Below are 23441 nucleotides of genomic sequence, written 5' to 3'. Positions count from 1 at the left end.
CACCAACTCCAGTTGGTGGGCCAAAGGAAAACAACATGGACACTATTTCAAACTCCGCTCTAAACCCGAATGTCATTCGCCCAGCATTTGACCGCTCAAAATTAAAAAGCCGCATCGTTCACCTAGGTTTTGGCGCATTCCACCGAGCACACCAGGCCCTGTTTACCAACGAGATGCTAGAAAAAACAGGCAGCGACTGGGGAATTTGTGAAGTTAACCTGTTTGGCGGTGAAGATCTTATTACCCAGCTCCGTGCCCAGGATCATCTGTATACGGTGGCAGGAAAAGGGGCTAAGGCAACCGACGTTAAACTCATTGCTTCGGTTACTGAGTCCCTTCACCCTAACTTTGAAGGCAAGCGTGCGGTTCTGGAAAAAATGTCTGAAGAGCAAGTCGCCATTGTCTCTATGACGATTACGGAAAAAGGCTACTGTGCGGATCCTGCCACTGGCCGTTTGGACAAGAATAATGGCCTGATTCAAGCGGATTTGGCCAACCCTCGCGAGCCGAGCTCTGCCATTGGCTACATCGTCGAAGCTCTTCGCATCCGCCGCGAACTTGGCCTGATGCCATTCACTGTCATGTCTTGCGACAATGTGCAGGAAAACGGCCATGTTGCACGCGCAACAGTACTGGACTTCGCCAATTTGGTTGACCAGGAGCTAGCGAGCTGGATTGAAGCCAATGTGACCTTCCCATGTACCATGGTTGACCGCATTGTGCCTGCTGCTACGCCTGAGACTCTGGCTGAAATCACCGAGCTGGTTGGTGTGGCTGACCCATGCGGTATTGCCTGTGAACCGTTCCGCCAGTGGGTGATTGAGGATAACTTCGTTAACGGTCGTCCTGACTGGGACATTGCCGGGGCTGAGTTCGTTGCCGATGTTGTACCGTTCGAAGAAATGAAGCTGCGGATGCTAAACGGCAGCCATTCATTCCTTGCTTACCTTGGCTATCTTGGCGGCTACAAGCACATCTCCGACACCATGACCAATGAGAGCTACCGCAAGGCTGCATTTGACATGATGATGCAGGCTCAGGCCCCTACCCTCACAATGCCTGAAGGTACCGATCTTGAAGCGTATGCCAAGCTGCTTATCGAGCGCTTTACCAACCCAAGCCTGAAGCATCAGACATGGCAGATTGCGATGGACGGTAGCCAGAAGATCCCTCAGCGCATGGGCGGCTCGCTTCGCCATCACTTGGCTGTCGGTACTGAGTACAAGTGGCTAGCCATGGGCATTGCCGGTTGGATGACTTATATCAGTGGTGTTGACGAGGAAAATCAAGAAATTGATGTCCGTGACCCAATGGTTGAGCAGTTCCGTGAAATCTACCAGCAATACGGCAAAGAGCCTGCGGTTGTTAAAGCCATCCTGAGCATCGAAGCCATTTTTGGTACCGACCTAATCAAAAACGAAGGCTTCGTAGAAGCCGTGACCAAGGCTTACCAGCTTATTATCAGCAAAGGCGCACGCGCAGCCGTTGCTTCTCTATAACCGATATTAGACACCGGGCGATGGCTGTCGCCCGGTGTCACTTTGGAGCTTATGATGAAAGACTTTCTTTGTGACGACTTCTTGCTTTCCAATGAAATTGCGCGCGTGCTCTACCATGACTATGCCAAGGACATGCCAATCTATGATTACCACTGCCACCTGAATCCGCAGGAAGTTGCGCAGAACCGCCGCTTCGATAACATCGGTCAAATGTGGCTAGAAGGCGATCACTATAAATGGCGAGGCATGCGCTCTGCAGGTATTCCAGAGGCGCTTATTACCGGCAAAGAGTCCTCTGATTTTGATAAATACATGGCGTGGGCCAAAACCGTTCCACAAACGCTTGGCAATCCACTCTACCACTGGACTCACCTTGAGCTTCGTCGTCCTTTTGGTATCACCGGCAAACTATTCGGACCGGATACTGCCGAAGATATCTGGCACGAATGCAATGAAAAGCTAACAAGCCCAGAATTTTCGGCACGCGGCATCATGAGACAGATGAATGTGGTGATGGCCGGAACAACCGATGACCCTATCCATTCATTGGAATACCACAAAGCAATTGCCGAAGACGAGAGTTTCGATGTCGAAGTCGCACCAAGCTGGCGTCCAGACCGCGCCTTCAAAATTGAGCTGGATGGCTTTGCTGAATACATGCAGCTTTTGGGGCAAGCGGCTGATATCGAGATCACCTCTTTTGCCGATTTACTCACCGCGCTGGATCGCCGCCTTGACCATTTCGCAGCCCATGGTTGCCGCGCGGCTGACCACGGTATCGAGATTGTCCGCTACGGCAAAGCACCAGCCGAAACAGAACTTAACAAGATGCTAACCCGCCGCCTAGCGGGTGAAGTGCTTACTGAAGATGAAGTCGACCAATTCAGCACGGCCGTACAGGTTTGGCTTGGCAAGCAATACGCCAAACGTGGCTGGGTAATGCAGCTACATATTGGTGCCCAGCGCAACAATAGTACCCGTATGTTCAAACTGCTCGGTGCCGATGCCGGCTTTGACTCCATCGCTGATCGCCCGTTTGCCTTCCAGCTTGCTTCGCTGCTGGATGACATGGATCTGACCAACGAACTACCTAAGACTATTCTGTATTGCCTAAATCCCCGTGACAACGAGATGATGGCGACCATGATTGGTAACTTCCAAGGTGGCGGCATCGCAGGAAAAGTCCAGTTTGGCTCTGGTTGGTGGTTCAACGACCAGAAAGACGGTATGCAGCGCCAGATGGAGCAACTATCGCAGCTGGGCCTCCTGAGCCAATTCGTTGGTATGCTGACTGACTCCCGTAGTTTCCTCTCCTATACCCGCCATGAGTATTTCCGCCGTATTCTGTGCAACATGATGGGACAGTGGGTAGAGAACGGTGAAGTGCCTAACGATATCAGCATGCTTGGTAAAATGGTCCAAGACATCTGTTTTAGCAACGCCAAACGCTACTTCACCCTACCGGGAGAACAAGCATGAAACGCATAGCGCTTATCGGCGAGTGCATGATTGAGCTCAATGGCGCGCCGTTTGGTGACATGCACCAAACATACGGTGGTGACTCCCTAAATACAGCAGTCTATCTGGCTCGTACGGCAGGCAAATCCGCTGAAATCAATTATGTGTCTGCCTTGGGCTGCGATGCTATCAGTGATGGCATGATTGCCCGCTGGCATCAAGAAGGTGTTAGTACCGATTTGGTACTGCGAGATAGTTCCCGCCAACCTGGACTGTATTTGATCCAGCTAGATGATCAAGGTGAGCGTACCTTCCTGTATTGGCGCAACCAATCGGCAGCCCGGTATATGCTTCAGCACCCTGATTTTACTAAGGTGGCAGATAATCTCACCAAAATGGACATGGTATACCTCAGTGGGATCAGCCTTGCCATTCTGCCGAAAGAAGACCGCCAGCAGCTTATTGGGCTGCTGCAGCTACTGGCGAGCACTGGTGTCGAGATCCTGTTCGATACCAACTACCGTCCAGCCTTGTGGGCATCAGCTGAACAGGCCCGTGAATGCTACCAGCAGGTGTTTTCATTCACGGCCTTGGCGCTTGTCACCAACGACGACGAAGCCAGTCTGTGGGGCGATAGCAACGAAGAAGAGACCTTGGAAAGACTAAAAGCCGCAGGCGTTCGCCAAGCGGTTGTAAAAATGGGTGCCAAGGGTAACTACCACGAGGACTTCACAGCCCAAACCCGCACATTTGTCGCTACCACACCGGTTAAGCAAGTGATCGATACCACCTCAGCCGGCGACTCGTTCAACGCCGGTTTCATGGCGGGTCTAATAAACGGAAAATCCCCGGTGAAATGTTCGGAGCAAGGCCATTTATTGGCTGGCACTGTTATTCAACACAAAGGCGCGATTATCCCAGCCCAAGCGATGGCGCACATCCAATTTAACAAACAAGAACCTGCTCTCTGTGAGCACTAAATAAGGAAGACTCAACAATGAGCACTACGGCACAACAACTTGCACAAATTAAAATCATCCCAGTGATCGCTATTGATCGCGCTGAAGATATTATCCCGCTGGGCAAAGCATTGGCTGAAAACGGCCTGCCCGCTGCTGAAATTACCTTCCGTTCTGATGCAGCCGCTGAAGCCATTCGCCTGCTTCGTGAAGCGCAGCCAGAGATGTTGATTGGAGCGGGTACGGTACTAAACCGAGAGCAAGCCATTGCGGCCAAGGAAGCCGGTGCAACATTCGTGGTTTCTCCTGGCTTTAACCCAAATACCGTCAAAGCTTGCCAAGAGCTAGGGATTGAAATTGTCCCAGGGGTGAACAATCCAAGCGCAGTAGAAGCAGCGATTGAAATGGGCGTAACAACGCTAAAATTTTTCCCGGCAGAAGCTTCAGGCGGCATCAATATGGTGAAATCTCTGTTGGCGCCTTACACCCAAATCCAGTTCATGCCAACAGGTGGCATCAACGCCCAAAACGTCAATGACTACCTTGCAGTAGATCGTGTCTTTGCCTGCGGCGGTACTTGGATGGTAGATAAAAAGCTTATCAATGAAGGGCGCTGGGACGAGATCGGTCGTCTTGCCCGTGAAGCCGCTGACTTGGTGGGCTAATGTCTAGAACCAAACTGACTGTTAGTCAATTTGGTATTAATGTCAGGCTTCCCGTGGGAAGCCTTTCTTTTTCCGTCTCCTTTTTTCATCTCTGCTAAGGATTGCATCTCATGAAAATCGCTTTTCTCTACACGCTGGAGGCTAACAAAATATTGTTTCGCCCCTATATCAACCAATACCTTGACGACCATAGCGTTACGATTAGCCACCATGTCAACGAAGAGCTGCTCAAGCAAGCCATGACAGATGGCCTGACACCGGGTGTCATCAAACACGTCCAGCAGCAAATACAGCAAATAGCCCAAGACGGCGCAGATATCATTATCTGTACCTGCTCAACTATTGGTGATGCTGCAGAGCAAACGGCTGATATAGCTAGCCAGGTCATTCGTGTTGATAGACCTATGGCGGAACAAGCGGTACTTACGGGTAACATCCATGTTCTCGCGGCTCTCGAAAGCACGATAGAGCCTACCATTGCCCTGCTCAATCAATGTGCAAAGCAACTTAACCAATCTCCAGAGATTTCATTCACCGTGGTTCCCAATGCCTGGCAGCACTACGCGAAGGGGGATGCGATTCTGTATGCCAAAGCCATCGCAAGGCATGTTGAGCAAATTGGTGACTCCTGCGCGACCATCGTCCTTGCCCAAGCTTCAATGGCACCGGCAGTTGAATATGTTCATCACACATCCCCACCGGTTTTATCGAGCCCAGCATTGTGCTGCCGATACCTGTCCAAACTGGTCAAATTCAAGAGATCTAAGTAGAGATTTACCATGTTAGAACTTAATTTCGCCCAGAGTGTTGGCTTATTTGCTTTTCTTGTCGGTGCTTCTGCTTTTCTCCATCAAAACGGCAACCGGTTTCGCCTGCACCTGACAGTTTTCCAAGTTGTATTATGCAGCCATTTTATTTTAATGGGGGCATTCACTGCGGCGTTTGGCTGTGGGATCAGTGCACTAAGAAGTTATGCTTCGACCAAAACCAAATCCAACAAGGTAATGTGGTTCTTTATTACCCTGCTATGGCTAATGGGCTTGCCGAGTTTGCAACATAGTTATGAATTGCTGACCATTTTTGGTGCCTCAGTAGCAACGTGGGGGTTATTCCAGACTGAAGGGATAAAGTTGCGTTTACTCATTTTGTTCAATTCTTTTTGTTGGTTGGCGAATAATTTACTTCTGGGATCAATTGGTGGAACACTAATGGAGTCGACCTTTATTATTGTCAACTTGTACACTATATCAAGAATGCTTACCTCAAGACGGACAGCTTAAAATTATATTTGTTCTTTTGCCATTTTATCAATAAAACACATCCACCTAAAAATAAAAAGCACATCATCTTTAATTATGATGTGCTTTATTTTTAATAATTTAAATAGCTTTAGGTTTACTAACACACAAGAGTAGAAATATAAAATGTAGAGATCTTTCAGTTAAGCCGTTTCTAAAATGGCCTTCAACAAGCCCTGATCGTGAGTCATGCCTGGAATAAAGGCTAATTTGTCCGCTGACATCTTTTGCTTATCTGCGAGCTGAATATGGTTAACAGTCCAGACAACACAACCATTGTCGAGATTAAACAAGCTACGAACTTGAGAATATAAACAGCCATCATCATACGCATCAGATACCGCAGCCGCCCTTCCTTGCCATGCCCCCATCACCTTTTCTTGCGATACAGGAAGTTCAAGGTAGAGCATCTCGGGCTCAACATCTTTCACGATCTTCATGCACAGACGAGTCCGACCATTATCCAGCCTTTCGACCCACAACCGGTGTGGGATAGCACTGTCTTCCCACTCCAACATATTCATATAAGTATTCATTCAAACCTCTGCGTCATTAATTAAGTATTCTTTACTGACTTTAATTACTGCTTTCTTAACACTTGCAGGCTCAGAGGTAGCGACTAATGGACGATGAGGTTGTTCAGTATTGAAAATAATAAAATCATCTTTATACAAAGTAGCAAACTGCTCATCGACAATATCTTTACTAAATGCTACATCTTTATCTGCAATGAAATCTTCATCGATTGAATTAAAGGGGCTTTGGCTATAGCCGTACATTTCTTCCCCTTCCATTACAATTTGGACATCAATATATCGTTGGTGAATTTCTGACTTTGTTTCTGAAAAATGCTTTGTCTTATCGTCGACAATAAAATAGAAAACATCATCACCAATCACGGAATAGGTGCCTACATTGCTATTTGATTGAATCTTTCGCTTCACCACTTGGATTAGTTCGATCAACGGATATGGAATATGGCGATAGCTTTCCAGAGAGCACAAATTACCTCTGTACACGTATACCTCGAGCAACTAATTTATTATGTGAATACATTATATACCAGCAACACGAAGTGGTTGACCAATTTCATTTCATTAGTAGACCAAGATCAAAAAAAGAGCCTGATATTAATCAGGCTCCTCAACCACTTTAGTTACTCGTTCGATGTTATTTATAGCTCAAGCCATGGCCAAGTGGATATAGCGTATCACCGTCTTTATAAGATGGATCATCTGAGTCTTGTCTGATAATCGCCTCTGCACTATTCGCCAGTGCAAACGGCAGTTTACCTTGCGGGTTAAACTTACCGCTAACAACATCCATCACCGCGCGGTCATCTGAGCCGAAGGTCGCTAAAGTAGCACCGGCTTCCCTTAATCGACTTTCATTATCAAGCACATATGGTTGGCGGAAGTAGATAGAAAGCACTGTGTTTTCTGGACCCACTTCATCCATGACAGCTTGAATATCTTCCAATGAAGGTGTGACAACCCAAGAGCTACCCTCACCTTTAATGTCATTTGCCATGCTGGTGAAATCAAGAACTGACAACTCATCGAAATCTGCACCACCGAAGACTAAAGCTCGGTTGTTTGGAATATCTCCTGAAATGACAGCAGGGATATTATCAACACGGACGCGGATCAACGCATGATCTTTTCCTGTTGCATCAGCGACCTTGTTACCGTCATCGTCATCACCCACGGTCACGTCGAAGCCGTATTCTTTGGCTATATCACCATCCATACCCATAGTGAATAGGCTGGTGTTAGAACGCAACGGCAGTGTTTGATCTTGGTTATCAAGTAACACGACGGCTTTACGTTGAGCTAACTGCGCCTTTTCTTGGAACTCTGCGTTACCTACAATTTCATTCGCTTTGTCGGCATCGACGTAGGCGTTTTCAAATAGCCCCAAATCAAATTGTACTTTAAGCAGGCGTTTTACCGACTCGTCAATACGCTCTTCTGAAACCAAACCTTGTTCAACAACAGTCCGGATTTCATCATTACGGTTAAAGCCAGAGAACACATCGGTACCCGCCTCAATCGCAATCACGAATTGCTCAGTTTTGTTCTTGTCTTGCAGTCCCCAAGCACGGTTGTTATGCATCATTTCATAATCTGTGTGCGGGTTATTTGGATCATTGATGATCCCTGTATCCGAGTTAATTACACCGCTGAAACCGAGCTTCTTACGCAAAAGATCGTCCAAAATCCCTTTGGAGAAAGCAACCCCCACATTACCAGCCGGTTGGCCGACTTCCGTCGAATAATCATTGTTGGCTACGCGTAGAGTATCGTGATCTCGTGGATGAAGAAGCTCCCCAAGCAGTTGGCCATTACCCACATCGAGGTTTGTTTCGTTGTCAGGGATATTTATCGACCAGTCACCGCCACCCACGATACCGTAGTAAGGCATGATCGCAGCGACCCCTGCATCAATTGCAGTAATGAATGGCTTGAGGTGGTAATCGAACTTACCCGCCGGATAGCTTTGGTGTTGGCCGGCAAAATAGTGAGGATCCGAGCCCAAGAACTGCGGGCCGCCGCCAGGGAAGTGTTTCATCGTCAGGACTATACTGTCTGATCCAACCTCTTCGCCCTGCAAATTATCCACAAGAATTTGGATAATATCCGACGTCAAGTCTGCATCCGAGCTAAAGGTTTCGTGAACACGGTACCAGCGCGGCTCTGTCGCCAAATCGGCCATGTAACCATACATACCACGCAGACCAATCGCATTCCATTCAGCACGCATTACCTCACCAAACTCGGCAATCAGCTCCATATCCCCTGTAGCAGCCAAACCGCCTTCTTTCGGCCAGCCGGTAAATGCCCCTGAATCAACATTGATACCGGCTTTGGCATTCGGATCTATATGGTTACGTGCATTCGATTTAAATAGTGCAGGAATACCCAACCGCGTTCGCTCCGTAAGTTCCTGCACAGTATTCATATACTGAGCTGCTTCTCTCGGGCTAATCACGTAGTTCGGCCCACCAGGTCCCCCAGCAGCCCCCCCATCTTGGCGCTCCTCATCAGTGAGTGCGTCAATTTCTTCCTGGGTCAGAATATTATTTCGGAAGATAAAGCGATTCATCTTCTGGCGGTTAACGAAATCTTGATGCTTTGTGCCAATATACCCGTATGCTTCAGCATTCAGCGTATCGATCAGCATCATCCCGACTTTCTCTTCAAGCGTCATCCGGCTAACCAAATCAGCGGCACGCTCCTCAGAAGTAAGGCGCCAATCTTCATACGGTGCCAGTTCACCATCGCCGTTGGCATCACGGAATTGGTAACCATCCACTTCTAAAATATCATGTACACGGGATTGTACTATCGGTTGTACTAGGTCGTCTTTGCCATCACTTGAGTTTGATGAGGAATTACAACCAGCTAATATCAACGCCACTGCGATAGGCGCTAGGGTAAAGAGTTTATTGCTCATGGTTCGCCTTTTAATTATTTGTCATTCGGAAACATGAGGGATAATACTCTCCCAGTTAATTTGGTTAACCAATTTTGTTTATTTAGCCGATCAAGATCAACCAGTTTGTTTTTTTGGTATACCTTGATCACGCTATTCTATTTACAATTAGAATTATTTGGATTCTTTGCTACCAGCTCACAGATTCACTATTCTAATACTGGTATTGCAGTAGTAATTTTTTGAATTAATATCAAATATATAAGGAAGGGTTCGTATCCATAAAAGGAGTTTTTGTGATTACCATCAAGCCAGCACAATCAATCGATCAAAATGCTATCGCTCAACTTCACGCCACTAGCTGGCAAGCTGTTTATGCTGGATTATTAGATGAGCAATACCTCTCTAAAGGCGTTTTTAGCGAGCGGGGAACAATTTGGCAGCATAGATTTAGCCAACCGAGTGCCAATCAGCGTATCTTTGTCGCATCAGAACAAAAAAAGCTGCTTGGCTTCATCTGTATCTACCTAGATCAAAGCGATGCTCAAGGCACTTTAATCGAAAACCTCCATGTTGACACCGGGACCAAGGGCAAAGGGGTTGGAAAAGCTTTGCTGCAACACGCGGCGCGCGTTATCCAAGCAGAAGCCTCACACAATGGAGCATACCTAGAAGTACTTAGCCAGAATGTCAGTGCCCAACGCTTTTATGACTATTTCGGCGGCAACCCGGTTCTCAGCCAGCAATGGCAAGCACCGGAGGGTAGTCTGGTCGATGAGCTGGTTTATCAGTGGGAACAAATAGCCACTATATTGGAACGTTAAGATCAGCGCTCGACCCTGACGAACAACAGATCACAGGGCATTCTTCTTAGCAGGGGCTCACTACTCGAAAGGGTCAATTGATGGAACCAGCTCGACTCATGGTGCCCAAAAACAAGCAGGTCTATCTCAAATTCTTTGATTGCCTTGATAATTTGGTCTTCTACATACCCAGCATAGAAAATGTGCTTGTTGATCGGGTAGTTGGCACCTTTCAATAAACTATTCATTGCCCTAACCGATTCGATATGTACCGAATCATCAACTGCTGTAGGGTTGAAGTCCCTCACCCCCTCATACAGCTCGGTGAAGTCAGGATCAATATGAATAACGCTCAATAATGCATCATGGGCTCGTGCTTGCTCGACTGCTTTCATTACCAGGTATTCTGCATTGGCGTCAAAGTTAACCGCTAACAATACATGCTTATATTTCATCGGCCATCCCCTCTCGAGTGAGCATGATGTTGGACATTAAGAGTTTAGCTTATACCAAACTAAGAATCGCGACAGTCATGACCCGCTATACTATTAGTGCCTGAAGTTTCACTGGTTTCACCCCGCAGGTAATGCCTTGCACTAACATTTGGTTGAGTTTCTTTTCAAGGTCGCTGTATGTATCAAGAATCCTTCATCGATTCTCTATCAATTTTCATCATCCTAGGGCTGATTTTTGGTGCCATTGCCCTGATGTTCGAGTTTGGCTACCGCTTGGCGCTGCGTTTTCCTTCCAAGCAGATCAGCCAGTCAATCAGCCCGATGGCGACAGGATTGGCCAGTTTGCTCGCCTTTATCCTGGCCATCACTTTTAGTATGGCGGCAGCAAAATCCGCAGACAGAAAAGAACTGGTTTTATCTGAAGCCAATGCTGTGGGTACAACCATCCTTCGGACAGGTTTACTGACGGAACCTTACCGCTCGCGGAGCCGAGAATTACTGCGCGAGTATGTCACAATACGAGTTGTTGAAGACAAGAAGATACAAAAGAAACGATTAAACAGGATCGTTGAGGAGAGTGAAATATTGCACCTCAAACTCTGGAATCAAGCGGTTGACTCCTATGGAAAAACGTCGCCTGAACTACTGCTGCTGTACATTAACTCTCTAAATGAAGTGATTGATATCCATACGGAAAGAGTCAACAAAAGTCTACGGGGACGAATACCCGCTAGTATCTGGTTTACTCTTGGCCTGTTAACATTTTTGACCATCGCGCTAAACGGGCTTCAGGTCGGAGCCCAAAACAAAGGCAGAGCGCTAGTTGCTGCTCTGCCCTTTGCAATGGCATTTTCATTGGTACTGACACTTATCGTCGAGCTAGACCGGCCTGCCAGAAGCATCATTGAAATCAGCCAACAACCGCTCATAGACCTGCGAGACAGCCTAGACAAGGTGCTCTACCCCGATGATGTTGGCAAACTCAAGCTCAGTGAGTAGGTACCTTCGATTGATAAAGCGCCAGCTGTGCCTCAGGCTCTCGCTGCTGGCAAGTGGCACAGTGCTTTTTGCCATCAAGCTTATATTTCAGGCAGCAGGTTTCGCGACGGATATAGTAGATACTCACTTCCCCTTGGCTAGCGGCCTTAACACGATTTAGCTCCGAGAAATTGGGTAACAGGCCGGCCAGCCATTGATCAGCCTTTGGCTGTAGTTGCTCAATCAAAGCTCTATCGCAGCCATGCTGGGTTAACTTTTGAAACACCAAGCCTGCGGCATAGCCTACAGCTCCCCAAAATTGTGGGGTATTCACCTTCTGCTGTTTGAATCTTGGTGCCAAATACTGACCAACTTCAATAATCAAACCCGATAAATGTTGGTCGAGCGCTTGCTCGGACTCTACCACTGTTGCTGATGGTTCATGGGCGAGTGGATCATCAACCAGGCAGAGAAAAGGACAATTTGATGCGATACCGACTCGTTTTAATTTCCCGTTTTCGGCAACATCAAGGCTTATCTGCTCAATAGATACCAGTGGAACACGATTAAATTTCAGTCTTAGCGCAGCCAGGCCCGAAATTAAATGCGCGGTGAAACTTTTAAGCCACAACGATGCACCGACGGCTTGGCGCGCACCGACATCTAAGCTAAATAGATCAATCGTTTTTTCAAGCTCGCTCTCCATCCACTCAGTTAACGGCTGCCCAACGTCCCCATATTGAAGGCGAAAGAAAGGCTCTCGGTTGAATAGCCAATCAAGTTGAGAGTCAATGGTTGGTTGTGTTGGCTCTCCGAGCCAAATAGGAGCCAATTCCGCCGAAAAATTCATCTTCATATCTATTTTCAAGAAACGCCTCAAAGCGTTTTTCATACTGTCCATAAACTAAAACGGCATTGATTTTATCCTAACCTTTTGCCTGTTCAAAACCTTCTCTTAGACTGGGATGGTATAGGCAAAATCGGGGATTTAGACGACAGCGGCATAAGAATCAAAGCTCATAAAGTTGATGAAGATCACGGAACCATGGGTTTTCACCAATCAATAATCTTCAAACCTTTAATTAGCTGGCACTTTTGTATATATTCACCTGCAAAAGACGCTCGAATTTGGGACGGAAGTCACAATAAAGAGCGAATAAAAAAAGAAATAGCAACGTTATTCAAGCGTGCATGGATTGCATAGGAAACATTACTATGAGTAAGGATGCCAAACTGGTTAGGCAAAAATTAAAGTCTGAAACACAATCGGCACTGAGTAAAGCCCGGACTGCGTTTCTCAGAGACTATCAAAAAGCCACATGATGTGGCTTTTTTTAATAATCCGCAGGAACCACCAATCCCCCCAGTACAACCTGTTTGACGTTCAGCGAGGCATGAGGTGTCGCACTCGGGGTCATCATGGCATCATATTCATCTATGCTTTGTCGCGGCGAAACAGGCGCCACAGGGTATGAAACTCTTGCATTTATATTAGTAACGGTCGGCTCTTTGGTTTTATCGGCCAATTCAGCACTCGATTGATAGGTAGGGACATTGACGTAGTCAGCCGTGTCATCATCAAAAATAGACAATTTATCAAGGGCTAACGCCGCAAGAGCAAACCCAATGATAATAAAGTTAACAGGCATGGCATCCTCCTTTTTGCAATGCACTGTTTCTATTGATAGTCCACAATGCAAATATGATCAAGATCACAGTGTGCAACCATTGCCTTAACCGATGTGGTTCAAAAGGCCCCACCAACCATTGAAGGGCCATTTTGTTGCTGCTGTACAGTAATTGATTACTTCTCTCGCGTAATCACACTATCCCAGCGCTTTTTCGATTTCCCCTAAACTTGAGGGGTCATCAATAGTCGAAGGCACTGCATATTGCTCGCCATCAGCAATTTGCCTTATGACCCGGCGCAGGATTTTACCCGAGCGTGTTTTTGGCAACCTATCGACCACCAGCGCACGATTGAAACACGCCACCGCGCCGATTTCATTCCTGACTTTCTGCAATAGCTCCTTTTCGATGTTGCCATCGGCGGAGTAATAACCGTCTTTCAACACGACGAGTCCCAGGGGTAATTGCCCTTTCAGATCATCATGGACGCCAATTACGGCGCATTCGGCTACCGCTTCATGGCCGCCGACAACCTCTTCCATCTCACCAGTTGATAATCGGTGTCCGGCAACATTGATGACATCATCTATTCGCCCCATGACAAATAAGTACCCGTCTTCATCAAGATAGCCACCATCTCCTGATACATAATAGCCGGGAAACTGGCTCAGATAGCCACTCTGGAACCTGTCATGATTGCGCCAAACCGTTGGTAAGCACCCCGGTGGTAACGGTCGCTTAATCGCAATATATCCTTGGTGGTTGGCCGGTTTTTCTTCACCTATTTCATCCAAAACAGCCACCCCATAACCGGGAATCGGCATTGTCGCCGAGCCCGGCTTGACTTCGAAGCTTTCGAGGCCGACCGGGTTACCGGCAATCGCCCACCCCGTTTCGGTTTGCCACCAGTGATCAATGACTGGGCGACCGGTTTTCTCCTGCACCCACTCCAGCGTCGGTGGATCTAACCTTTCTCCTGCCATATATATCGCTTTTAGCCCTGCCATTGGGTAATCAGCCAATAACGCCCCTTCGGGATCTTCTTTCTTAATGGCCCGAAACGCCGTCGGAGCCGAAAATAGCACCTTGACCCCGTAGTCATTGCACACTCGCCAAAAAGCCGCCGGATCGGGTGTTTTCACCGGCTTACCTTCAAACATGACCGTTGTACAACCATGGATTAATGGCCCGTAAACGATATAGGAATGGCCCACCACCCACCCTACATCTGATGCCGCCCAGAATACGTCGCCAGGCTCGACGTCATAGATGGTTTCCATGCTGTATTTCATCGCTACAGCATGGCCGCCATTATCCCTGACCACCCCTTTGGGTTTGCCTGTGGTCCCGGATGTGTAAAGGATATAGAGAGGATCCGTAGCTTTCACAGGCACACAAGAATGCATCTCGGCTTTTTGCTTCAAAGCCTGCCAGTCACAATCCCTTTCCTCGGTTAGCTCGGCGCGACAGGCATTACGTTGGAAAACCACCACATGCTCAGGCTTCCAGCGACTATCCATAATAGCTTGATCAACCAGCGGCTTATAGGGAATAACCTTACTCACTTCAATGCCACAACTGGCAGTGAGTACCAACTTTGGCTCAGCATCTTCAATCCGGACGGCCAACTCATTGGGAGCAAAACCACCAAACACCACAGAATGAATGGCGCCGATACGTGCACAAGCCAGCATGGCCATCGCGGCTTCAGGGATCATCGGCATATAGATCACCACGCGATCGCCCTTTGTTACCCCCAACGCTGCCAACATCCCCGCGGTCTTGGCCACTTGATCCCTCAGCACTTGGTAGCTGTACTGAATTTTAGTACCAGTCACCGGTGAATCGTAAATCAGCGCGGTTTGATCACCTCTCCCCGCCTCGACATGTTGATCCAAAGCCATATAGCAAGTGTTGAGCTCGCCATCAGCAAACCAACGCTCTATGCCATTTTCGTCTTGGCTTAAAATGTTTTGGGGAAATTGATACCACGGAAGCTTTTTCGCTTGCTGCTGCCAAAATTGTTGCGGTGCGGTTTGTGCCCGTTGATATTCTTCCTGATATTTAGACATAGTGATTCCTCCAGCATACCCAGGGCATTTGAGCTGTACCCTCGGTATATATCCTGACATTGCTAATTAAAGGCTTTTTATCGAAGGTCTATCTTCGATAGCGGCTATTCAAAGACAGTCGACGGAACACGGACAGCGCCCTCCATCAAAATACGCGCGCTGCGGCTCATCATGACTTTATCAACCACCCAATGTTGTTGAACTTGTTTCGCCTGTGCACCCACCTTCAGCGTTCCGGATGGGTGACCGAACGTCACCGACTCTTTTTCTCCGCCTCCAGCTGCCAAATTCACCAATGTCCCCGGCACACAAGCCGCAGCAGCAATCGCAACGGCGGCGGTTCCCATCATGGCGTGGTGCAATTTACCCATCGACAGGGCCCGAACCAACAGATCGACGTCGCTGTCAGCAACGGGTTTACCGCTTGATGAGAGGTAGCTCTTGGGTTTGGCAACAAAGGCGACTTTGGGGGTATGCTGGCGTGTCTCTGCCTCGTCCAGATGAGAAATCAACCCCATTTTCAATGCCCCATAAGCACGAATGCGTTCGAACATCGCCAGCGCCTTATCGTCACTGTTGATGTCATCCTGCAATTCGGTACCGCTATAACCCAGAGCTTCGGCATCAATAAATATCGTCGGGATCCCTGCGTTGATCAGCGTGGCGTTAAACGTACCGATATCCGGCACTTCAAGATCATCCACAAGATTGCCAGTGGGAAACATCGAGCCATCGCCTTCAGCCGGATCCATGAAATCCACCTGAATTTCGGCAGCCGGGAAAGTCACACCGTCGAGCTCAAACCCGCCGGTTTCCTGAACGCTACCATTGACTACCGGCACGTGGATGACGATTGTTTTCTCGATATTGAGCTGCCAAACCCGTACCGCAACAATGCCATTTTCAGGAATACGCTCTTTGGGGAGTAAGCCAGCATGAATAGCAAAGGGACCGACGGCCGCAGACAAGTTGCCACAATTACCGCTCCAGTCGACAAAGGGCTTGTCGATGGATACCTGACCGAACAGGTAATCGACATCGTGATCGGCTTTGGCGCTTTTGGATACAATAACCGTCTTGCTGGTGCTCGAGGTTGCCCCGCCCATACCGTCAATTTGCTTGGCATAAGGGTCGGGACTGCCGATCACCCGCAGCAACAGTTTGTCACGGGCTTTACCGGCTACCTGTGCCTGCAGCGGCAGGTCGGCCAGGTTGAAAAACACCCCTTTGCTGGTGCCTCCCCGCATGTAGGTGGCAGGAATTTTCATTTGGGACTGGGAAGTTGAATATGTCATTGCCCTCTCCCCCTATTGCGCCAAGAAATCTTGGGCAAAACGCTGCAGCACACCGCCGGCTGCGTATACTGCTACCTCATCGGCCGTATCAAGTCGGCAGGTAACCGGTACATCGACCTTTTCACCGTTGGTCCGTGTGACGACCAAGGCCAAATCTGCTCCTGGCTGGATCTCACCAACGACGTCATACAACTCAGTCCCATCAAGCGCTAAGGTGTTTCGGTTGATCCCTTCTTTAAATTGCAATGGCAATACCCCCATTCCCACCAAGTTAGTACGGTGGATACGCTCGAACCCTTCAGCCACGATGGCTTCCACACCCGCCAAACGCACCCCTTTTGCCGCCCAGTCCCGGGAAGATCCCTGACCGTAATCGGCACCCGCGACCACAATCAAAGGCTGTTTCCGGTTCATGTAGGTCTCAATGGCTTCCCACATACGCACCACCTTGCCTTCCGGTTCGATGCGCGCCAATGAACCCTGTACCACTTCACCATCCTGCTTGACCATTTCATTGAACAATTTCGGATTGGCAAACGTCGCCCGCTGCGCCGTCAGGTGATCGCCGCGGTGGGTAGCATAGGAGTTGAAGTCCTCTTCCGGTAACCCCATTTTCGCCAAATACTCCCCTGCTGCGCTGGACGCGAGAATGGCATTAGACGGTGAGAGGTGGTCGGTGGTGATATTGTCACCCAATAACGCCAGTGGTCTCATACCAGACAGTGTTCTCTCTCCGGCCAACGCCCCTTCCCAGTATGGCGGTCTGCGAATATAGGTGCTCATTGGCCGCCAGTCATACAGTGGGTTGCTGTTACGCTGTGCGTCATCCAGTTTAAACATTTGAATATAAACCTGATTGAACTGCTCAGGCTTGACATACTGGCCAACGACCGCATCGATTTCCTCGTCACTAGGCCACAGATCATTTAGGTAAACCGGCTTACCCTGCCTGTCCGTACCCAGCGCGTCACGTTCAATGTCAAAACGGATCGTGCCTGCCAGCGCGTAGGCAACCACCAAAGGGGGAGAGGCCAAAAACGCCTGCTTGGCGTAAGGATGGATACGGCCATCGAAGTTTCGGTTGCCGGACAAAACAGCGGTTGTATAGAGGTCACGATCGATGATCTCCTGCTGGATTTTCGGATCCAGCGCGCCACTCATACCGTTACAGGTGGTACAGGCATAAGCCACAATTCCGAAGCCGAGCTTTTCCAGTTCCGCCAATAATCCCGCTTCTTGCAAGTACAATTTGGCGACTTTCGAGCCCGGAGCAAAGGAAGATTTCACCCAAGGCTTACGCACCAACCCCAGCTCATTGGCTTTCTTGGCCAAGAGCCCGGCGGCAACGACGTTACGCGGGTTGCTGGTATTAGTACACGAGGTAATGGCCGCGATAATCACCGCGCCATCCGGCAGTTCACCCTCTGTTTCGTTCCAGTCACCGGAAATTCCGCGTGCCGCTAACTCCGACGTTGGCAAACGGCGGTGGGGATTCGAAGGCCCAGCCATGTTGCGAGAAACCGTCGATAAGTCAAATTCCAGCACGCGCTCGTATTCGGCATTCTCCAGATCATCGGCCCATAACCCGGCTTGCTTGGCGTACTTTTCCACCAGCTCAACCTGATGCTCGTCCCGGCCTGTCAACTTGAGGTAGTTAATAGTCTGCTCGTCGATATAGAACATTCCTGCCGTTGCGCCGTACTCCGGTGTCATATTGGAGATAGTTGCCCGATCCCCAATAGTCAGATCGCGCGCGCCCTCACCAAAGAATTCCAGATAGGACGAAACGACACGTTCATTACGCAGAAACTCGGTAATCGCCAATACGATATCCGTCGCGGTGATCCCCGGCTGACGCTTGCCGGTCAGGTTGACACCAACAATATCCGGCAAGCGCATCATAGAAGGGCGGCCCAGCATGACGGTCTCCGCCTCAAGCCCGCCAACCCCAATGGCGATGACGCCCAACGCATCAACATGCGGGGTATGGCTGTCGGTACCGACACAGGTATCAGGATAGGCAACGCCATTCTTGGCCTGAACCACCGGCGACATTTTCTCCAGATTGATCTGGTGCATGATGCCGTTGCCCGCCGGGATCACGCTGACATTTTCGAAGGCGGTTTTGCACCACTCGATAAAATGGAAGCGGTCTTCGTTGCGGCGCTCTTCAATCGCTCGGTTTTTGTCGAACGCATCAGGGTCAAATCCGGCATACTCAACAGCAAGAGAATGGTCAACAATCAGCTGGGTCTCCACCACCGGATTGACTTTAGACGGATCACCGCCTTGTTCGGCAATGGCGTCGCGCAACCCCGCAAGGTCGACCAAGGCGGTTTGTCCCAATATATCGTGACAAACCACCCGCGCCGGATACCAAGGGAAATCAAGGTCGCGTTTTCGGTCAATAATTTGCTTTAGGCTGGCAGCCAGTGACTCCGGATCACAGCGCCTGATCAGTTGCTCGGCCAATACCCGAGACGTGTACGGCAGGGTTTCGTATGCGCCTGGCGATATCTCATTGACGGCTTCTCTCGTATCGAAGAAATCAAGTCCGGTATCAGCAAGAGGCTTACGGTATCTAGTATTCATCTTCATAAGTTACATCCGTGAAATGAGGCGTTAACGGCGCTCTTCAATCGGCAACCAATCCTGGTGCTCTGGTCCTTCATAATCAGCACTGGGACGTATAATCCGGTTATTGGCCCGCTGCTCGTAGACATGGGCTGCCCAGCCGGTGACTCGGCTCATCACGAAGATGGGGGTAAACAGCTTGGTTGGGATCCCCATGAAGTGATAGGCCGAGGCATGGAAAAAGTCAGCATTGCAGAACAGTCCTTTTTCCCGCTTCATCACCTGCTCGACCCGTTCAGACACCGCATATAAATGCGTATCGCCAACATCGACAGACAGTTTTTCCGACCATACTTTAATTAAAGCATTCCGGGGGTCGGATTCACGGTATATTGCATGGCCAAAGCCCATAATCTTGTCTTTGTTCGCCAGCATCTGCATGATCCCTGCTTCAGCCTCGTCGGGAGTCTGCCAATTCTCTATCATGGCCATCGCAGCCTCGTTGGCACCGCCATGCAGCGGACCTCGCAAACTGCCGATTGCAGCCGTGATGCAAGAATGGAGATCAGACAAGGTGGAGGCGCAGACACGGGCAGTAAATGTTGATGCGTTGAACTCATGCTCGGCGTAAAGTACCAGCGAACAGTGCATGACCTGCTTATGAAGTTCCGACGGCGACTGGCCGGTGAGCATTTCGAGGAAATAACCGCCAATGCTATCCTCACCGCTGCTGGCCGTATCAATACGAACCCCATCATGACTATAGCGATACCAATAGCAGATAATGGCCGGTAGCATAGCAAGCAACTGATCAGTCTTTTCATCCTGCTGGGTGAAATCCAGCTCCTGCTCCAAGTTACCGAGCATTGAGCAGCCCGTGCGCATCACATCCATCGGATGGGCATCAGCCGGAATCGCCTCTAATACCTGCTTTAATGCGTCCGGCAGCCCTCTGTAATTCAGCAACGCATGTTTGTAGTCTTGTAGTTCTTGCTTATTCGGAAGTTTGCCTTTTAATAATAAATAAGCCACTTCTTCGAATTCTGCGTTATTGGCAAGATCGGTAATATCGTAGCCTCGATAAGTCAGCCCCGTGCCAGACTTACCGACTGTACAGAGAGCGGTCACCCCCGCGCTTTGCCCCCTAAGGCCCGCGCCACCGATCGCAGCAGGTTTCTTTTCATTTCCGTCCTTCTTAACATCAGCTACGGCTATAGCAGTCATAGCAGACTCCTTCTTTAGTTGTATTCACGATATTGAATGAACCTTCCCGCTTCTTTAGCGGAATAAGCAGGTACACTGATCCCCAGAGCTTTTTTCCACCCTGTTTTTTTTTATATTTGGAATTATTTCTTTAGCCGATTATCAAAGCTGCTTGAATAGCTTATCTAGTGTTTGCTCATAGTCGTGATAGCCCAGGTAACGGTATAGCTCTTCACGAGTTTGCATTTGATCGACCACATTGCGCTGGTGACCATCTTTCAATAAATGCTGGTATACATTCAGCGCCGCTTGGTTCATTGCCCTGAATGCCGACAGAGGGTATAGCACCATATCGACACCGCACTCGGCCAGTTCCTCAGTACTGAACAAGGGGGTTTGGCCAAACTCGGTGATATTGGCCAAAATCGGCACCTTGACGGCATCTGAAAACTGCCGGTACTGCTCCAGGGTGTTGATTGCCTCAGGGAAAATCATATCTGCCCCGGCTTCCACACAGGCTTGAGCCCGCTCGATGGCCGACTCCATCCCCTCAACCGCTAACGCATCGGTTCTGGCCATAATCACGAAATCTTCATCAACTCTGGCATCGACCGCCGCTTTGATCCTGTCGACCATTTCTTGCTGACTCACAATGGCTTTGTTCGGTCGATGACCGCAGCGCTTTTGTGCCACCTGATCTTCCATATGGATGGCGGCTGCGCCACCACGCTCCATTTCCTTGATTGTACGGGCAATATTGAATGCACCGCCAAAACCCGTATCAATGTCGACCATCAGCGGAAGTGTCGTGGCAGCGGTAATCCGGCGAACGTCTTCCAACACATCGTTCAAGGTCGTAATACCCAAGTCCGGTAAGCCATATGAAGCGTTGGCAATTCCTCCCCCCGATAGATATACCGCCTGATGACCCACTTGCTCTGCCATCATGGCGCAATACGGGTTGACGGTGCCGACAATCTGTAACGGGTTGTTATTGGCTACCGCTTGGCGGAAGCGTTTCCCTGGACTCATGAGGCTTTCTCCTTATCCTGCTTCAACTGCTGTTCAATCAACTGGCGGCTTCTCATGATATGACGCCGCATCAACATTTCTGCCAACTCCCCATCACGCTCTTTCAGGGCGCTGAGAAGATGAAAGTGTTCCTTTAGAGCCTGCTCAGGACGAGAATGCGAACGCTGGGACTGATAACGGTACATTCGCAGTAAATGATAAAGCTCATCGCAAAGCAGGCTGATCAACTTGGTATTCCGGCTGGCTTTGATGACCCGGTAGTGGAAATCAAAATCCCCTTGCTGGTGAAAGTAAGATGCCCCTTCAACCTGCTCGATATGCTGGTGATGGGCATCAAGTAACGCTTCCAGCCCGTCCAGCTCATCGTCGGTAATGTGCTCGCAGGCCAGCCTTGCCGCCATACCTTCGAGCGCTTCACGTACCGCGTAGATTTCAATCAGCTTTTCCTGACTCAGAGCGACCACCCGGGCTCCGACGTGAGGAATACGCTCAACCAGCCCCATCGATTCCAAGCGCAAGATGGCCTCGCGCAATGGTCCGCGGCTCACGCCATAATATTTGGCTAACTCTGGCTCTGATATCTTGCTGCCCGCGGGATAGGTACCATTCACAATCTGATCTATGAGCTGTTCAGTCAGATTGTCAGACTTGGTACCTTCCTTTTCACTTGGCCTGTCGACACTTTTCAATTTCAACCTTGTTCACCCGCATCAATTGTCAACAACTTATTAACCTGCGAACAAATTTAGCGCTACAAAACCGCTTTTACAAGTTAATTGTTAACAAAATGTATTAGACCTTAGTATAGATTGTCGACAATCCTGGCGATTGGCGATTGGCGATTGGCGATTGGCGATTGGCGATTGGCGATTGGCGATTGGCGATTGGCGATTGGCGATTGGCGATTGGCGATTGGCGATTGGCGATTGGCGATTGGCGAAGATAAAAAAAGGGTTGCAGCAAGCAACCCTTTCAGACAAATGGATTTGGTATTTACGCCGTGGCCATATTGTCGGTTTGGATAGGTTTTGGTTTGCGCTGTGCCAGAATCACACCGGAGAGGACCATACCGCCACCGATATAATGGTATACCGCTAACTGCTCACCCAATGTGATACTGGCGATCAGAGCCGTCAGCACTGGCATCAGGTTCATGAACATCGCGGTACGATCAGCGCCGAGAATTTCGATGCCTTTGAGCCAGCACCAAGGTGCCAATACCGAAGCAGGCAGTGCAGCATACATAATCAAAGGAAGTGATTCCCCAGTGATTGCCGTACGTTCACTGCCAAGTAGCAATGGGGTTAGCATAGTGACGGCAAAAAGTCCCTGCACATAAACAGATTGCCAGTTATTTAATGGCATTTTCCAACGCTTCAATAGTACGCAATATAACGCATAGACAAAGGCAGCAATCATCAACAGTGCATCGCCCTGCTTGATCCCCTGGGAAGTCAGGGTACTGATATCACCATGGCCTAACATAAAGACCAAGCCAGCCAGTGATAACACGGCCCCAACCATGGCTAGCGGTAACAGGCGCTGCCCCAGCAGCGGAACGCTCAAAAACATACTCAGCAGCGGCACAAGAGAAACAATAAGGGCCATATTGGTTGCTGTTGTCGTTGCGGCAGCAAAGTACCCCAGAGACTGGTTGAGTACCATACCAAGCAAGGCTAAGAATGCCAGCTTGGACAAATGAGGTTTGATTTCATGACGTTTGCGCCATACCGATGGTAGAACAAAAGGAGTCAATACCATCATGGCAAAAAACCAGCGATAAAAAGAGATCGCTCCAGGGTCGATCACGCTGTACGACATTTTGTTTACGATGGCATTCCCTGCCCAAATGATTACAGTCAATAGAGGAAATAAATAGAACATGGTTTGCCTTTTAATTTGATTACCTGGGAATTGTGTCACGTCAGGTTACAAATAAATATCTCTAAAAAGACATCGTGGTTCTATTGTCAGACATTTGTTTTTTTCAGCAGCCGCTTCATGGTATTGAGGACATATCCAAACGTTTTAAAAACCTCATATGCTATTGATATTTAAAATATAAAAACCCACCCCATCGAACTTA

At 49.0% G+C, this 23441-nt stretch carries 21 protein-coding genes; 8 read left to right on the top strand and 13 right to left on the bottom strand.

Features of this window, described 5'->3' with window-relative positions; genetic code table 11:
- Positions 1–35 precede the first annotated feature (35 nt).
- The 6 genes from PTW35_RS20285 to PTW35_RS20260 all read left to right on the top strand — a co-directional run bounded on the left by PTW35_RS20285 (position 36) and on the right by PTW35_RS20260 (position 5861).
- Positions 36–1499 (top strand): fructuronate reductase, encoded by a 1464-nt coding sequence (locus tag PTW35_RS20285; RefSeq protein WP_281028711.1) that lies wholly within the window; start codon positions 36–38, stop codon positions 1497–1499.
- A 54-nt stretch (positions 1500–1553) separates the two neighbouring features.
- A complete protein-coding gene (uxaC, locus tag PTW35_RS20280; RefSeq protein WP_281029110.1) occupies positions 1554–2978 on the top strand; it encodes a glucuronate isomerase in 1425 nt (474 codons plus the stop codon).
- Positions 2975–3937 (top strand): sugar kinase, encoded by a 963-nt coding sequence (locus PTW35_RS20275; RefSeq protein ID WP_281028710.1) that lies wholly within the window; start codon positions 2975–2977, stop codon positions 3935–3937. The genes uxaC and PTW35_RS20275 overlap by 4 nt, the downstream gene beginning before the upstream one ends.
- Before the next feature lie 17 nt (positions 3938–3954).
- On the top strand, positions 3955–4581 hold the full coding sequence (locus PTW35_RS20270; protein ID WP_281028709.1) for a bifunctional 4-hydroxy-2-oxoglutarate aldolase/2-dehydro-3-deoxy-phosphogluconate aldolase: 627 nt from the start codon (positions 3955–3957) through the stop codon (positions 4579–4581).
- 110 nt (positions 4582–4691) lie between these two features.
- On the top strand, positions 4692–5351 hold the full coding sequence (locus tag PTW35_RS20265; RefSeq protein ID WP_281028708.1) for a hypothetical protein: 660 nt from the start codon (positions 4692–4694) through the stop codon (positions 5349–5351).
- A 9-nt stretch (positions 5352–5360) separates the two neighbouring features.
- Complete coding sequence (locus tag PTW35_RS20260) at positions 5361–5861, top strand: YgjV family protein (protein ID WP_281028707.1); 501 nt, start codon at positions 5361–5363, stop codon at positions 5859–5861.
- Positions 5862–6022: 161 nt separating this feature from the next.
- Here PTW35_RS20260 and PTW35_RS20255 read toward each other — a convergent pair whose 3' ends face one another.
- The 3 genes from PTW35_RS20255 to PTW35_RS20245 all read right to left on the bottom strand — a co-directional run bounded on the left by PTW35_RS20255 (position 6023) and on the right by PTW35_RS20245 (position 9335).
- Positions 6023–6415 carry a hypothetical protein gene (locus tag PTW35_RS20255; RefSeq protein ID WP_044621325.1) on the bottom strand — a complete coding sequence of 131 codons (393 nt, stop codon included), beginning with the start codon at positions 6413–6415 and terminating at the stop codon, positions 6023–6025.
- Positions 6416–6898, bottom strand: a complete 483-nt coding sequence (locus PTW35_RS20250) for a YhcH/YjgK/YiaL family protein (protein WP_281028706.1) — start codon at positions 6896–6898, stop codon at positions 6416–6418.
- A 151-nt stretch (positions 6899–7049) separates the two neighbouring features.
- A complete protein-coding gene (locus tag PTW35_RS20245; protein WP_281028705.1) occupies positions 7050–9335 on the bottom strand; it encodes a glycoside hydrolase family 3 N-terminal domain-containing protein in 2286 nt (761 codons plus the stop codon).
- Positions 9336–9610: 275 nt separating this feature from the next.
- On the opposite strand from PTW35_RS20245, the gene PTW35_RS20240 reads away from it, so the two are divergent.
- Positions 9611–10138, top strand: a complete 528-nt coding sequence (locus PTW35_RS20240) for a GNAT family N-acetyltransferase (protein WP_052829639.1) — start codon at positions 9611–9613, stop codon at positions 10136–10138.
- A gap of 2 nt (positions 10139–10140) precedes the next feature.
- Here PTW35_RS20240 and PTW35_RS20235 read toward each other — a convergent pair whose 3' ends face one another.
- Entirely contained in the window at positions 10141–10572 is a 432-nt protein-coding gene (locus PTW35_RS20235; protein WP_281028704.1) for a universal stress protein, read from the bottom strand.
- A 177-nt stretch (positions 10573–10749) separates the two neighbouring features.
- Between PTW35_RS20235 and PTW35_RS20230 the strand changes: the two genes are divergently transcribed.
- Complete coding sequence (locus PTW35_RS20230) at positions 10750–11571, top strand: hypothetical protein (RefSeq protein WP_281028703.1); 822 nt, start codon at positions 10750–10752, stop codon at positions 11569–11571.
- Here PTW35_RS20230 and PTW35_RS20225 read toward each other — a convergent pair.
- From PTW35_RS20225 to PTW35_RS20185, 9 genes are all read right to left on the bottom strand, one after another.
- Positions 11561–12406, bottom strand: a complete 846-nt coding sequence (locus tag PTW35_RS20225; RefSeq protein WP_281028702.1) for a (2Fe-2S)-binding protein — start codon at positions 12404–12406, stop codon at positions 11561–11563. The genes PTW35_RS20230 and PTW35_RS20225 overlap by 11 nt on opposite strands.
- A 478-nt stretch (positions 12407–12884) precedes the next feature.
- Complete coding sequence (locus PTW35_RS20220; RefSeq protein WP_281028701.1) at positions 12885–13199, bottom strand: hypothetical protein; 315 nt, start codon at positions 13197–13199, stop codon at positions 12885–12887.
- A gap of 177 nt (positions 13200–13376) precedes the next feature.
- Positions 13377–15251, bottom strand: a complete 1875-nt coding sequence (locus tag PTW35_RS20215; RefSeq protein WP_281028700.1) for a propionyl-CoA synthetase — start codon at positions 15249–15251, stop codon at positions 13377–13379.
- Between the two features lie 104 nt (positions 15252–15355).
- Complete coding sequence (gene prpF / locus PTW35_RS20210; RefSeq protein ID WP_281028699.1) at positions 15356–16546, bottom strand: 2-methylaconitate cis-trans isomerase PrpF; 1191 nt, start codon at positions 16544–16546, stop codon at positions 15356–15358.
- A gap of 12 nt (positions 16547–16558) precedes the next feature.
- Entirely contained in the window at positions 16559–19144 is a 2586-nt protein-coding gene (gene acnD / locus PTW35_RS20205) for a Fe/S-dependent 2-methylisocitrate dehydratase AcnD (protein WP_281028698.1), read from the bottom strand.
- A 24-nt stretch (positions 19145–19168) separates the two neighbouring features.
- Complete coding sequence (gene prpC, locus PTW35_RS20200; RefSeq protein WP_281028697.1) at positions 19169–20344, bottom strand: 2-methylcitrate synthase; 1176 nt, start codon at positions 20342–20344, stop codon at positions 19169–19171.
- A 141-nt stretch (positions 20345–20485) separates the two neighbouring features.
- A complete protein-coding gene (gene prpB, locus PTW35_RS20195) occupies positions 20486–21355 on the bottom strand; it encodes a methylisocitrate lyase (protein ID WP_281028696.1) in 870 nt (289 codons plus the stop codon).
- A complete protein-coding gene (locus tag PTW35_RS20190; RefSeq protein ID WP_039463797.1) occupies positions 21352–22050 on the bottom strand; it encodes a GntR family transcriptional regulator in 699 nt (232 codons plus the stop codon). The genes prpB and PTW35_RS20190 overlap by 4 nt, the downstream gene beginning before the upstream one ends.
- Before the next feature lie 298 nt (positions 22051–22348).
- Complete coding sequence (locus PTW35_RS20185) at positions 22349–23239, bottom strand: DMT family transporter (RefSeq protein ID WP_281028695.1); 891 nt, start codon at positions 23237–23239, stop codon at positions 22349–22351.
- Positions 23240–23441 lie beyond the last annotated feature (202 nt).

Source organism: Photobacterium sp. DA100 (assembly GCF_029223585.1).
Lineage (GTDB): Bacteria > Pseudomonadota > Gammaproteobacteria > Enterobacterales > Vibrionaceae > Photobacterium.
The sequence above is the reverse complement of the archived record's forward strand: the minus strand, read 5'-3'. Positions and strand labels throughout refer to the sequence as shown.